This window comes from Pectobacterium aroidearum (assembly GCF_041228105.1).
Classification (GTDB): Bacteria; Pseudomonadota; Gammaproteobacteria; order Enterobacterales; family Enterobacteriaceae; genus Pectobacterium; species Pectobacterium aroidearum.
Window position 1 is genome coordinate 716,416 of record NZ_CP166097.1, and the last position, 12,876, is coordinate 729,291.

Below are 12,876 nucleotides of genomic sequence, written 5' to 3' on the forward strand. Positions count from 1 at the left end.
AAATTACGAATTTCCATCAGTGTAATGGATAGGTGAGTATTGGAACATCCCAATTATGTTGTGAACTTTATAGTGTGAACGAGGGGGTTCCATGTCGTTATTCTCTTCTTTTTCTCTCTCATTGCTGCTGCCGCTGGGTATTGCTGTGCTTGCCGGGAGCATTGTGCCTTTTCAGGCTGCCAGCAATGCGGCGCTGGGGCGTGCGTTAGGCCATCCTCTTTGGGCGACGCTGGTCTCACTGCTGGTCAGTATTTGTGTGTTGTTACCGATCCTGTTTGCTGCCCGGATACCGACGCCTGCGGTTGGCGCTGCTTTGCAGGGGCCGTGGTGGATTTGGCTGGGTGGTGTCGCGGGCGTTGCTTATATCACCGCCGCGTTGTTGCTGACGCCAAAGCTCGGTGCCTCTGGCTTTATTGTCTGTGTGATTGCTGGTCAGGTGGTGGCATCGCTGATTATCGATCATTTTGGTTTGATGGGGCTGGCGGTGAAGCCTGCGACGCTGGGGAGAATCGCGGGCGTTGCGTTAATCGTTATGGGGATGCTGGTGGTGCAATACTCTGCGGTTTCTCCGCCGCTGACAAAACCTGCCGTTGAAACCCATAAGTAACCACAATGAGCGGCGATCTCTCTATTTTTTAGCCGGAATGGGTCACATTTTCGTCATCTATTATCGCTAGTATGACAACGGGTTGCGGCTTTCCGTCGTTAAATCAAGATGTCGTTAAGCCGCTGTGTTTGATAGGTAGGAGACAGTAAGCATGACGAATAGAAACAGCAATCTGAATACTGACCGCCTGAGCGATCCACGTCGCCGTGAATTACCCTCAGGCGATGTAGAAGCCGTTGGCCTGGCTGGGTTTCTTGGCGGTGGTATTTGGTCTATTCCCGCCGAGGAGTTAGCCGCTCCGCCGTCCAAAAAGGTTCAGTCTGGGACGGCCTTCCCTTTTCTGTAACGGTGGTGCGCTGCACATGAGCGTATGAATCCGCCCGTTCAGAGCGCGATATCACCAGAAGATTCGGTATTTGATGAAGTGCCTGATGAAAGTGACGACTGCGTGAAATAGCGCTTATCGTCCCAACGCAGCATAGTCAGCTCTCCCCCCCAACAGCACCCGGTATCCAGCGCGTAAATATTTTCCGGTGTGCCTTTCCCTTCCAGCGATGCCCAGTGACCGAAGGCAATAGCATATTCCCCAGCAACCTGACTTGGCAGATCAAACCACGGTTTTAGCAGAGAAGGGGCCTGACTCGGTGGCTCTTTACAGAGCATATCCAACTGCCCGCCGGAGAAGCAGTAGCGCATGCGGGTAAAGACGTTGGTGCTAAAGCGTAGACGTGCCAGGCCGCTAAGTTCTGGACTCCAGTGGTTCGGCATATCGCCATACATGGCATCAAGGAAAAGCGGATAGCTGTCGCTGCTCAGGATCGCTTCGACTTCTCGAGCGCACATCTGTGCAGTAGGGAGATCCCACTGTGGCGTGATGCCCGCGTGTGCCATCACCAGTTTCAGATCGTCATCGACCTGTAGGATCGGCTGGCGGCGTAGCCAGTTGATGAGCTCGTCTGCGTCCGGTGCGGTGAGGAGGTCGCTGATACGATCTTTCGGTTTGTTGCGGCTGATGCCAGCATAAACGGCCAACAGGTGCAGATCGTGGTTGCCGAGCACCATGCGAACAGCAGAACCGAGAGAACGAACGAAGCGCAGAACCTGAAGCGAATCCGGGCCGCGTGCGACTAAATCGCCGGTTAACCACAGCGTATCTTGCTCAGGATTAAAGGAAACTTGCGCCAATAGCGCTTTGAGTTCAACTAAACAGCCGTGAACATCGCCAACTAAATAGGTAGACATAATTAATGTATCAGTGAAGGGATAGCCAGACGGAAAACGGGGATGGAAACCTGAAACGCTTTACCCTGATGGTCAGTCATATGGTAGTGGCCTTCCATTGTACCGAGGGGCGTTTCTATAACGGCACCGCTGGTATATTGGAACTCGCTGCCAGGGTGGATAATCGGCTGTTCGCCGACCACGCCTTCACCCTGAACTTCAGTTTGTCGGCCGTTACCGTTGGTGATCAGCCAATAACGCCCCAAGAGCTGGACTTCATGACGCCCCAGATTGCGAACCGTAATCGTGTAAGCAAACACGAAACGTTCTTCATCAGGCTCCGATTGTGATTCCACGTAGAAGCTCTGAACCTGTACACAAACACGGGGCGCATTAATCATGATGAACTCCAGTTATTCCTGTTTTGCCGGATGCTCACTTAACCAGTTCGCCAATCGGCAATATTGCTCAACGGACACATTCTCTGCGCGGCTGGTGGCATCGATCCCCAGCTCGGCGAGCACGTCTGGGGTGAACAGATTGCCCAGACTGTTACGCAGTGTCTTACGGCGCTGGTTAAACGCTTCCGTCGTGATGCGGCTTAACACGCGAATGTCGCTGACCGGGTAGGGGATCTCGGTATGAGGCACGAGTCGCACTACGGCGGAATCAACTTTAGGTGCGGGCTTGAATGCCTCCGGTGGCACTTCAAGCACCGGTATCACCTGACAATAATACTGCGCCATGACGCTCAGGCGCCCGAACGCTTTGCTGTTCGGCCCAGCGACCAAACGGTTAACCACTTCTTTCTGCAACATAAAGTGCATGTCGCGGATAGATTGAGTATAGCTGAACAGGTGGAACATCAGCGGTGTGGAAATATTATACGGTAGGTTACCGAAAACGCGCAGCGGTTGCCCGGCTTGCTCAGCAAGTGCGGCAAAATCGATCGTCATGGCATCTTGCTGAATAATTGTCAGCTTATCTTTCAGCGTCGGATGTGTTTCCAACCGCGCGGCCAGATCCCTATCCAGCTCAATAACGGTAAAACGATCCATCCGTTCGCCGACAGGCGCGGTCAGTGCGCCGAGGCCTGGCCCGATCTCTACGACTGCTTGACCCGGCTGAGGATGAATGGCCGACACAATGCTATCGATCACGAAGTGATCGTTTAAAAAGTTTTGCCCAAAACGTTTACGGGCGAAGTGACCTTGGTGTACGCGATTATTCATTACTGTGTTTTATCATTTTAATGGCAAGATTTAATGCCGTGATGAAGCTGCCGGGGTCGGCGCTACCCGTTGCGGCCAGCTCAAGTGCTGTTCCGTGGTCAACTGATGTGCGAATAAAGGGTAACCCCAGCGTGATATTAACGGCGCGCCCGAAGCCCTGATATTTCAGAACCGGGAGCCCTTGATCGTGGTACATCGCCAACACGGCGTCAGCGTGTTGCAGATATTTGGGCTGGAAAAGCGTGTCGGCAGGCAGCGGCCCAACCAGCGTGATGCCTTGCTGCCGAAGTTCGTCCAGCGCAGGGTTAATCACATCCAGCTCTTCACGGCCCATATGGCCGCCTTCACCGGCATGAGGATTCAATCCACAAACATAAATCTGCGGTTGAACGATGCCGAATTTTGTCTGCAAATCATGGTGCAAAATCGTGATGACTTCGTGCAGGCTCTGGCGGGTAATAGCCGCAGAAACGGCCGCAAGCGGCAAATGCGTGGTCGCTAAGGCAACACGCAGTTCTTCCGTCGCCAGCATCATGACGACACGGTCACAGTGGCTGCGATCGGCGAAAAATTCCGTGTGTCCACTGAACGGAACACCAGCATCATTGATAATGCCTTTATGCACCGGGCCGGTAATCAGCGCGGCGAATTCACCGTTCAGGCAGCCATCACAAGCACGAGCCAATGTCTCAACGACATAAGCGCTGTTCGCGACATTCAATTGGCCGGCAATGACGGTTGCCGATGCGGCGATCGGCAGGATGGTGAGGCTACCTGCCTGCTGTGGCTGTGCGGGCTGGCCGGGTTGATAGTCGCGCAATGTCAGCGGCATAGACAGCTGTAATGCGCGAGTTAATAACAGGTCAGGATCCGCACAGATCACTAGCTCTACAGGCCAGGCCTGCTGAGCCAGAGCAATCACCAGATCGGGGCCAATCCCGGCGGGTTCGCCGGGGGTGATCACAACGCGTGGCGTATTGCTCTCAGTCTGCATTAGTTAGTGGCGCCATTAATCACTTTGACATACGCCGATGCACGCTGTTCCTGCATCCAGGTTTGTGCTTCTTCGGCGAATTTACGGTTAAAGATCATACGGTACGCCTGCTCTTTTTGCGCCGCGTCGGTTTTATCCACCTGACGGGTATCCAGCAACTGAATCAGGTGCCAGCCAAAAGAAGAGTGAATCGGCTGACTGATTTCGCCTTTCTTCAGTTTCAACAGCGCATCGCGGAAGGCCGGATCGTACATGTCTGGAGAAGCCCAGCCAAGATCGCCGCCCTGATTCGCCGAGCCAGGATCCTGAGAAAGCAGTTTGGCTTGTGCGGCGAAATCGGTGCTACCGTTTTTGATCTGCTGTGCCACGTCGGCCAGCTTGGCTCGCGCCTGACTGTCCGTCATGACGACAGACGGTTTGATCAGAATATGGCGAGCATGTGTTTCAGTTACCGATACGCTTTTGTTACCGCCGCGAATATCGTTCACTTTCAGAATGTGGAAACCCACACCAGAACGGATCGGGCCGACGACTTGGCCTTTCTGTGCTTGCGTTAAGCGTTCAGCAAACAGCGTTGGAATTTCCTGCAATTTGCCCCAGCCCATTTGGCCGCCTTTCAGCGCCTGAGAGTCAGCCGAATAGGTGATGGCCAGCTTTCCAAAATCCGCGCCTTCACTGATTTGTTTCACCAGCGACGTTGCCAGATTTTCCGCTTCATCAACCTGCTGTTGAGTGGGGTTTTCTGGCAATGGAATCAGGATGTGGCTCAGGTTCAGCTCATCGTTTTCACCGGTCTGGTTGGCGATCTGCTTAGCCAGCGTATCAACTTCCTGCGGCAGCACAGTAACGCGGCGACGGACTTCGTTGTTACGAACTTCCGAGATCAGCATCTCTTTGCGAATCTGGCTACGGTAGGTGTTGTAGTTCAGACCTTCATAGGCCAACTGGCTTTTTAGCTGGTCCAGAGACATGCGGTTCTGCGCGGCAATATTGGTAATTGCCTGCTCCAACTGCTCATCCGTCACTTGGATGCCCATCTTCTGCGCCATTTGCAGGATGATGTTATCCATGATCAGGCGATCGGTAATCTGATGACGCAGCGTGGCGTCATCCGGTAACTGCTGTCCGGCCTGCTGGGCGTTCAGTTTTACCGACTGCAAAAGACTGTTTACATCACTTTCCAACACGACGCTGTTGTCGACCACTGCTGCGACTTTATCAACCACCTGTGGTGCTGCGAACGCGGTAGAGGCACTCAGTGCCAATCCGAGAATAAGCGTTCTCCAGTTCTTCATACCTTTCCCATTATTTCATCCGCAAGGCGGGTTAAAAGTTCCAACGTTTCAGTGAGACAGCCTGTTTGCTACTAGCACTCTGGATGACATCAGAATGCGCGCTGGTAAGGCAAAATACCTGAACGCAGCATTTTTTCAGAACCCAGACTGTAATTGCTGCTTAAACCACGTAATTCGATATTAAACGACACTTTGTTGTCGTATTCGCTGCTGCGGCTGGCGCTGTTCCAGTCGGTAATTTTACGTTCATAACCAACGCTCACTGCCCAACAGCAGGTATTGTACTGTAGGCCAATGAGCTGGTTTGCCGGCTGATTGGCTTTGGTATCGTAATAATAAGCGCCTACCACGGCCCAACGTTCGACAATCGGCCAGCTCGCGGTGAGGCCAACCTGTGAAATACCTTGCTGAGAACCCTGATTTGTTACGTTAGGCAACATATCGCGAATATATTCTGGGCTCGCGTAACGATAGTTCAACTGCACCAGACGTTCCGCATCACGGCGGTATTCTAACACGGCGTCGCCCAGTGCGACTTCGTTCAGACGGTTGTCATACTGCAGACCCCCGCGAATACCCCATCTGTCATCGATTTTCAGGAAAGTGTCACCGGCCCACACCTGGCTGCCGTTATTATCGCTTTTATCGAGTGACGTATTGCGGTCGCCGGTACGCGGACGATCGAAGTAATAGATTTGACCAATAGAAGCGTTAAAACGTTCAACCAACGCATCATCATAAATACGTGTGGTGACACCGGTCGCAATCTGATTGGCAGAGGCGATGCGATCCAGACCGCTGTAGCTGCGATCGCGGAACAGACCGGAGTAGTCGGTTTGCATCAGCGTGGAGTCATAGGTATGGATACCGCTCTGATCGCGATAAGGGACGTATAGATACTGTGCACGAGGCTCCAGCGTCTGAGTATAGGCTTGCGACCAGTCCATTTCGCGTTCAAAAACCATTTTGCCATCCACTTTATACTGCGGCATGACACGGTTCACGGAACTCTGGAGCGCGTTTTTATTCACGTCGCTCACGGTAGGATCGGCACGATAGCGATCCAGATTGTCCTGCTGATAGTGCGTCGCTAATAGTTTGGCTTCGGTATTCAGGCTGGCCCAGCGGTTTGCCAGCGGAAGATTTAATGTTGGCTCAACGTGCAGGCGCGTCGCTTCTGGTCGGTTGTCGTTAACGTTGGTAAATTTTACCGCCTGACCATAAAGGTGCATATCAACCGGGCCGATATCATTCTGGTAATAATTGATATCGAGCTGCGGCTCAGCACGGTAGACATCGCGACTGGTCGCGTTGGAAAACACCTGGAACTGTCTGGTGGATACGGTGGCGTTCCAGTTTTGGTTCGCGTAACCCGCACTGAATTTTTGGGTGACGTAGCCATCAGTGGTTGAACCGTAATTCGAGTCCAGATCGGTGAAGTAGCGGTCATCGCTGACTTTTGTGTAGTCCGCGTTAAAACGCCATACCTGATCCATTACGCCGCTATGACCCCAGTGGAACAACCAACGGGTATCGTTATCGTCTTGCGGTGAGATTTTGGCGTATTCACGGTCGCTAGGCAGCCAGTCGAACTGAACAACGCCAAGACCCGGTGTGGTCAAGTAGCGGAATTCGTTCTGCCACTGCATACCGCGTTTGGTTTGCAGGTGTGGCGTGATCGTGGCGTCAAAATTAGGTGCGATGTTCCAATAATAGGGTGTCAGCAGTTCAAAGCCATTGCTGCTACCATATTTCGCATTGGGGATCAGGAAACCAGAGCGTCGTTTATCGCCGATAGGAAGCTGTAAATACGGGCTATAGAACACAGGTACGCCAGCAATCTTGAAACGCGCGTTCCAGATTTCAGCAACCTGCTCTTCTCTGTCTTGAATCACTTCCGAACCGACGACACTCCAGCTATTATCTCCCGGCAGACAGGAAGTGAAGGAGCCGTTTTCCAGAATGGTGTAGCGATTGCTGTCACGCATTTTCATTTTGTCGGCGGAACCACGCCCTTGACGGCCCACCATCTGATAGTCGCCTTCATAGACGTCGGTATCTTTGGTGTTCAGGTTGGCCCAGGCTTTAGGGCCTTTTAGGATAACCTGATTGTCATCGTAGTGGACATTTCCCGTCGCAGTAATGGTTCGCGTGGGCGTGCTGCCCTGCGTTGCCGGATCCAACTGGTTCAGTTCCACCTGCTCGGCAGTCATGACGCTGTTGCCCTGCTGGATGTTAACATTACCGGTGAATTTGGCGCTGTCTGGGTAGTTGGCTTCGGTTTTATCGGCCTGAATATTGACCGGCAGCTGATTGGGATCGCCAGTGACCAGTGGTCTGTTGTACGTGGGTACACCCAGCATGCACTGTTCAGCGAGATCGGCCAGCGCGTGCTGGCTGTAAAGCGCCGACCAAACCAGAGTGGCCAGCAGAGTTGGGAAACTTTTTTTCATACGTGGTATCAGGTGTTCCGTCATCAGGGGCATCATGCCGGCAAACGGTCAGAGACTATATCACTCGTTAGCGTTGCGCCAGTGTTAAATCCCCACCGCCTATACGCACCGCCGTTAGGTGCAAAGATAAATGACAGGTATGATAAAGCAATTTTTGGCTGACGGCATGAGGATTTGAGGAGTATATGCGGTATTGGGGAAAGTTGCTGGGGTTAGCGCTGGGAATCGTCTCAAGCGCTGGCATCTGGGGAATGATCATGGGCTTACTGATGGGGCATTGGATTGACAAAGCCCGGGCATCGCGTCGCCGTGATTATTTTTCGGCCCAGTCTACCCGCCAGTCATTGTTCTTTCTCACCACCTTTCAGGCTATGGGGCACCTGACCAAATCCAAAGGTCGGGTGACGGAAGCCGATATCAAGATCGCGACCAAAATGATGGATCGCCTTGAACTGTTTGGTGAGGCCAGAACCGCTGCTCAGCAGGCTTTCCGCGAAGGCAAGGCCGGTCATTTCCCTCTGCGCATAAAATTACGCAAGCTGCGCGATGCCTGCCTGGGACGTTTTGATTTAATTAAGATGTTTCTGGAAATCCAGCTTCAGGTCGCGTTTGTTGATGGCGTTTTGCACCCGAATGAGCGACGTGTGTTGTACGTGATTGCCGATGAACTGGGCGTGACGCGCGAACAGTTTGAATTTTTTATACGAAATATGGAAAGCTCCTCGGGGCAACAGTCCCGGCAGAATCAGTCACGACAGAACGGTAAATCGCATCAGCGTCGTAATAATGGCTATTCCAACGGTCACTCTTATGGCGGTCAGCGTCCGGCGTCACCGCCGCGCGGGCCAACGGTCGAAAGCGCCTGTCGTACGCTGGGCGTGCGTAGCAACGATGATGCCGCGACGATTAAGCGCGCTTACCGTAAACTCATGAGTGAGCATCATCCCGATAAGCTGGTCGCCAAGAAGCTTTCACCGAGGATGATGGAGATGGCCAAGCGCAAAGCGCAGGATATTCAGGCGGCCTATGAACTGTTGAAAAGCGCGAATCAGACAAAATAATCCACACCTTCCTCTTCTTTTTGCTTCCCTGCTTTGCCACTCAGCTAAATCTGCTTTGTAAATACCGTCGGCGCGTTTGCCTCAGAAATCCGCTTCGCAACGAAAGTGCATCGGGGTATTGAACTCAGGGTGCGTAATTGCCAGTTCTTGTGCGTGCAGTAACAGGCGGGGCGCCATCGCTTTAGCATCAGGATGCGCATAAAAGCCATCGCCGAGGATCGGGTGGCCGAGTGCCAGCAGATGGACGCGCAATTGATGAGAGCGACCGGTAATTGGCATCAGCTTGACGCGTGTTGTACCGTCATCGTCACGCGAGAGTACCTGATACTCTGTCTGTGCCGCTTTGCCTGTTTCAAAGCAGACTTTCTGTTTTGGCCGATTCGGCCAGTCGCAGATCAGCGGCAGATCGATGACGCCTTCATCCTGCTCCATATGCCCCCAGACGCGGGCAAGGTAGGATTTCTTCGGTTCGCGCTCGCGAAACTGGCGCTTTAATTCGCGCTCAGCGGCTTTCGTGAGTGCGACGGCAATCACGCCGCTGGTCGCCATATCCAGACGATGAACGGATTCGGCCGCTGGATAGTCAGCCTGAATGCGGCTCATGACGCTGTCTTTGTGTTCTGGCGCACGGCCGGGAACCGACAGCAGACCGCTGGGTTTATTCACCACCATGATGTGCTGATCCTGGTAAAGAATATGCAACCAGGGATCGGTAGGCGGATTATAGGGTTCCATCGGAGCACCTTTCAGGCAACGTATAATGTGTGATATTAGGGAGAACACAGGGATGAGGTTCCCGCAGGGAGACCTCGCCCCGTGGCAGGCCCGTGTATCTCGATTTTGCAAACAACATGTCGTTATCGCAGCGGTATAGCATTATGCCTATACCGCTGTTAGAAACGCTTACTGATGCGTTACCACAACCAGACGGATCGCATCCAGACGCCAGTTGGCTTCGTGCAGGTTACTCAGCACCTGCTCACGCTGGTTTTCCAGCGCGGTCAGCTCATCTTCACGAATGTTAGGGTTGACGGCTTTCAGCGCTTCCAGACGTTCCAGCTCGCGGCGCAATTGCAGGTCAGCCTGCTCCTGTGCTTCGGTAATGAGCTGGCGTGCCTGCGCTTCAACTAATGCTTCCGCCTGCTGTAGCATGGCGTGGACGTCTGCTTGTACCGCATTCACCAGCTTGCTGGACGTATGCCGGTTTACCGCGTTGAGCTGGCGGTTGAAGCTCTCAAATTCAACCTGTGCCGCCAGATTAGTCCCTTTACGATCCATGAGCAGGCGAACTGGCGTTGGCGGCAGGAAACGGGTCAACTGCAAGTGCTTAGGCGCCTGTGCTTCTACAACGTAAACCAGTTCAGCCAGCAGCGTACCGACCGGCAGGGCTTTATTTTTCAGCAGCGACACTGCACAGCTTCCGGTATCACCGGACAGCACCAGATCGAGTCCGTTACGGATGAGCGGGTGTTCCCAACTGATAAACTGCGCATCTTCGCGGGAAAGTGCCTGATCGCGATCGAAAGTGATCGTACAACCGTCCTGCGGCAGACCAGGGAAATCCGGCACCAGCATATGATCGGATGGCGTCAGGATGATCAGGTTATCGCTGCGATCTTCCTGATTGATGCCAACAATATCAAACAGGTTCAGCGCGAATGTCACCAGATTGACGTCATTATCCTGCTCGGCGATGGCCTGCGCCAACAGCTGAGCCTGTTCTCCACCGTTAGAATGCATTTCCAGCAGACGATCGCGGCCTTGTTCAAGTTGCTGTTTCAGGTTGTCGTGCTGTTGGCGGCAGGTGTGAATAAATTCATCCAGTCCTTGCTGTTCACCGACGGTCGTCAGTCGCTCGATCAGCTGCGCGTGGTGCGCATCATAGATGGTGCGGCCTGTCGGGCAGGTGTGCTCAAACGCATCCAACCCTTCGTGATACCAGCGCACCAGCATGGCCTGCGCGGTATTTTCCAGATACGGCACCAGAATCTGAATTTCTTTTGCCTGCCCGATACGATCCAGACGGCCGATACGCTGTTCCAGCAGATCGGGGTTGAACGGCAGATCGAACATCACTAAGTGGCTGGCAAACTGGAAGTTACGGCCTTCGGAGCCGATCTCTGAACAGATCAGCACCTGTGCGCCTTCTTCTTCGGAAGCAAAGTAGGCGGCGGCGCGGTCACGCTCCAGAATCGACAGTCCTTCATGGAAGACGGCGGCGCGGATCGCTTCACGCGTGCGCAGCACTTGCTCCAGCTGTAGTGCCGTGGCGGCCTGCGCACAGATCACCAGCACTTTTTCATCTCGGTTGGCGGTCAGGTAGTTCAGTAACCATTCCACGCGCGGGTCGAAGTTCCACCAGGTGGCATCGTCCCCTTCGAGCTGTTGATAAATTTGTTCCGGGTACAGCATGTCGCGGGCGCGGACTTCCAGCGTCTTATTCGCGTTCATAATGCCGGATACTTTAATGGCCGTTTGGTACTGTGACGGCAGCGGCAGGCGGATTTGATGCAGGATACGCTGCGGGAAACCTTTAACCCCCTGACGCGTGTTACGGAATAACACGCGGCTGGTGCCGTGGCGATCCATCAGCATGGCGATCAGTTCCTGACGTGCCTTCTGATTGTCATCGCTGTCGCTATTGATGGCTTTCAGCAGCGGCTCGATGTCCTGCTCGCCCAAGAGATCGCTCAGCGCATTCAGTTCAGCCGTCTGGGCTTTCTCGCCCGCTAACAGCAACGTGACGGCATCGGCGACCGGGCGATACTGCTGCTGCTCGGCAAGGAATTCCTGATAGTCGTGGAAACGGTTGGGATCGAGCAGGCGTAAACGTGCAAAGTGACTCTGCTGACCAAGCTGTTCCGGCGTTGCGGTTAACAGCAGAACAGCTGGTGTGGCGCGTGCCAGCGTTTCAACGGCCTGATATTCTGCGCTGGGACTTTCTTCGCTCCAGACCAGGTGGTGGGCTTCATCGACTACCAGCAGATCCCAATCGGCGTTGACGAGCTGCGCAAAACGCTGGGCGTTACGCTGCACAAATCCCAGTGAACAAATCACCAACTGTTCGGTTTCGAACGGATTGCTGCTATCCAGCTTGGCTTCGGCATAGCGCTCATCGTCAAACAGCGAGAACAGCAGGTTAAAGCGGCGCAGCATTTCGACCAGCCACTGATGTTGCAGGGTTTCCGGTACGATAATCAACACGCGACTGGCTCGACCCGCCAGCAACTGCTGGTGGATGATCATACCGGCTTCAATGGTTTTCCCCAGACCGACTTCGTCCGCCAGCAACACGCGTGGCGCATGACGCTGGCCGACTTCATGAGCGATATGAAGCTGATGAGGGATGAGGCTGGCACGCATGCCGCGCAAACCGCCCCATTGTTGCAGCGCCTGCTCGTTCTGATGCTTGCGGGCGCGATAGCGCAGGGCAAAGCGATCCATACGATCAATCTGTCCGGCGAACAGGCGATCTTGTGGTTTATTGAACGTCAGTTTGCTGTCCAGAAAGACTTCACGCAGTTCCGCCGATGTTTCATCGTCCAGACGTTGGCCGCAATACACCAGCAACCCTTTTTCTTCTCGCACGTCATCAACTTTGAGCTGCCAGCCTTCATGGCTGGTGACGGTATCGCCGGGGTTGAACATCACGCGGGTGATGGGGGCGTCGCTGCGGGAATAAAGTCGGTTTTCACCGCTGGCAGGGAAAAGCAGCGTTATCATTCGCGTATCGACGGCAACAACCGTTCCCAGTCCAAGTTCGCTTTCCGTATCGCTGATCCAGCGCTGACCAAGTGTAAAAGGCATAAATTCTTAGCTCGATTTTCGTCTGTGTCGGGGGAATGTCTGATTACATTATCGGGTGTCGATAATGCTGCTGATGCAAATTCAGAAAGGGCGTTATGGTAATGGATGACGGTGCGTTCGTCACCCCTCAAACTTGCTGTACCGCGAATTAACACCTTTCATTTAAAAACAGGAATACACGTCATTTAAAAACAGGAAGGCGCATC

At 53.6% G+C, this 12,876-nt stretch carries 11 protein-coding genes; 3 read left to right on the top strand and 8 right to left on the bottom strand.

The window, feature by feature from the left end; genetic code table 11:
- The first annotated feature begins 91 nt into the window (after positions 1-91).
- Both AB8809_RS03260 and AB8809_RS03265 read left to right on the top strand, forming a co-directional pair.
- Positions 92-607 (top strand): DMT family transporter, encoded by a 516-nt coding sequence (locus AB8809_RS03260; protein WP_349854575.1) that lies wholly within the window; start codon positions 92-94, stop codon positions 605-607.
- Positions 608-758: 151 nt separating this feature from the next.
- Entirely contained in the window at positions 759-953 is a 195-nt protein-coding gene (locus tag AB8809_RS03265) for a hypothetical protein (protein ID WP_015841769.1), read from the top strand.
- A 38-nt stretch (positions 954-991) separates the two neighbouring features.
- Here the strand turns inward: AB8809_RS03265 and apaH are convergent, their stop codons facing one another.
- From apaH to lptD, 6 genes are all read right to left on the bottom strand, one after another.
- Positions 992-1,849: a bis(5'-nucleosyl)-tetraphosphatase (symmetrical) ApaH gene (apaH, locus tag AB8809_RS03270; protein ID WP_181829346.1), complete on the bottom strand. Its 858-nt coding sequence runs from the start codon at positions 1,847-1,849 to the stop codon at positions 992-994.
- Positions 1,850-1,851: 2 nt separating this feature from the next.
- A complete protein-coding gene (gene apaG, locus AB8809_RS03275; protein ID WP_015841767.1) occupies positions 1,852-2,229 on the bottom strand; it encodes a Co2+/Mg2+ efflux protein ApaG in 378 nt (125 codons plus the stop codon).
- 12 nt (positions 2,230-2,241) lie between these two features.
- Positions 2,242-3,060 carry a 16S rRNA (adenine(1518)-N(6)/adenine(1519)-N(6))-dimethyltransferase RsmA gene (rsmA, locus tag AB8809_RS03280; protein ID WP_015841766.1) on the bottom strand — a complete coding sequence of 273 codons (819 nt, stop codon included), beginning with the start codon at positions 3,058-3,060 and terminating at the stop codon, positions 2,242-2,244.
- On the bottom strand, positions 3,053-4,054 hold the full coding sequence (gene pdxA / locus AB8809_RS03285; RefSeq protein WP_180776765.1) for a 4-hydroxythreonine-4-phosphate dehydrogenase PdxA: 1,002 nt from the start codon (positions 4,052-4,054) through the stop codon (positions 3,053-3,055). Before pdxA ends, rsmA begins: the two co-directional genes overlap by 8 nt.
- A complete protein-coding gene (surA, locus tag AB8809_RS03290) occupies positions 4,054-5,349 on the bottom strand; it encodes a peptidylprolyl isomerase SurA (protein ID WP_349854574.1) in 1,296 nt (431 codons plus the stop codon). The genes pdxA and surA overlap by 1 nt, the downstream gene beginning before the upstream one ends.
- An 89-nt stretch (positions 5,350-5,438) precedes the next feature.
- A complete protein-coding gene (gene lptD, locus AB8809_RS03295; protein ID WP_043881990.1) occupies positions 5,439-7,802 on the bottom strand; it encodes an LPS assembly protein LptD in 2,364 nt (787 codons plus the stop codon).
- Positions 7,803-7,987: 185 nt separating this feature from the next.
- Between lptD and djlA the strand changes: the two genes are divergently transcribed.
- The gene (djlA, locus tag AB8809_RS03300; RefSeq protein ID WP_015841762.1) at positions 7,988-8,863 is read left to right on the top strand and encodes a co-chaperone DjlA; all 876 of its coding nucleotides are present in this window, start codon (positions 7,988-7,990) and stop codon (positions 8,861-8,863) included.
- A gap of 81 nt (positions 8,864-8,944) precedes the next feature.
- On the opposite strand, the gene rluA is transcribed toward djlA, so the two are convergent.
- Entirely contained in the window at positions 8,945-9,598 is a 654-nt protein-coding gene (rluA, locus tag AB8809_RS03305) for a bifunctional tRNA pseudouridine(32) synthase/23S rRNA pseudouridine(746) synthase RluA (RefSeq protein ID WP_349854572.1), read from the bottom strand.
- 168 nt (positions 9,599-9,766) lie between these two features.
- Entirely contained in the window at positions 9,767-12,670 is a 2,904-nt protein-coding gene (gene rapA, locus AB8809_RS03310) for an RNA polymerase-associated protein RapA (RefSeq protein WP_181829344.1), read from the bottom strand.
- Positions 12,671-12,876 lie beyond the last annotated feature (206 nt).

Coding starts and splice junctions, on each gene's coding strand:
- AB8809_RS03260 (WP_349854575.1), top strand. CDS start 92: ATGTCGTTATTCTCTTCTTTTTCTCTCTCATTGCTGCTGCCGCTGGGT.
- AB8809_RS03265 (WP_015841769.1), top strand. CDS start 759: ATGACGAATAGAAACAGCAATCTGAATACTGACCGCCTGAGCGATCCA.
- apaH (WP_181829346.1), bottom strand. CDS start 1,849: ATGTCTACCTATTTAGTTGGCGATGTTCACGGCTGTTTAGTTGAACTC.
- apaG (WP_015841767.1), bottom strand. CDS start 2,229: ATGATTAATGCGCCCCGTGTTTGTGTACAGGTTCAGAGCTTCTACGTG.
- rsmA (WP_015841766.1), bottom strand. CDS start 3,060: ATGAATAATCGCGTACACCAAGGTCACTTCGCCCGTAAACGTTTTGGG.
- pdxA (WP_180776765.1), bottom strand. CDS start 4,054: ATGCAGACTGAGAGCAATACGCCACGCGTTGTGATCACCCCCGGCGAA.
- surA (WP_349854574.1), bottom strand. CDS start 5,349: ATGAAGAACTGGAGAACGCTTATTCTCGGATTGGCACTGAGTGCCTCT.
- lptD (WP_043881990.1), bottom strand. CDS start 7,802: ATGAAAAAAAGTTTCCCAACTCTGCTGGCCACTCTGGTTTGGTCGGCG.
- djlA (WP_015841762.1), top strand. CDS start 7,988: ATGCGGTATTGGGGAAAGTTGCTGGGGTTAGCGCTGGGAATCGTCTCA.
- rluA (WP_349854572.1), bottom strand. CDS start 9,598: ATGGAACCCTATAATCCGCCTACCGATCCCTGGTTGCATATTCTTTAC.
- rapA (WP_181829344.1), bottom strand. CDS start 12,670: ATGCCTTTTACACTTGGTCAGCGCTGGATCAGCGATACGGAAAGCGAA.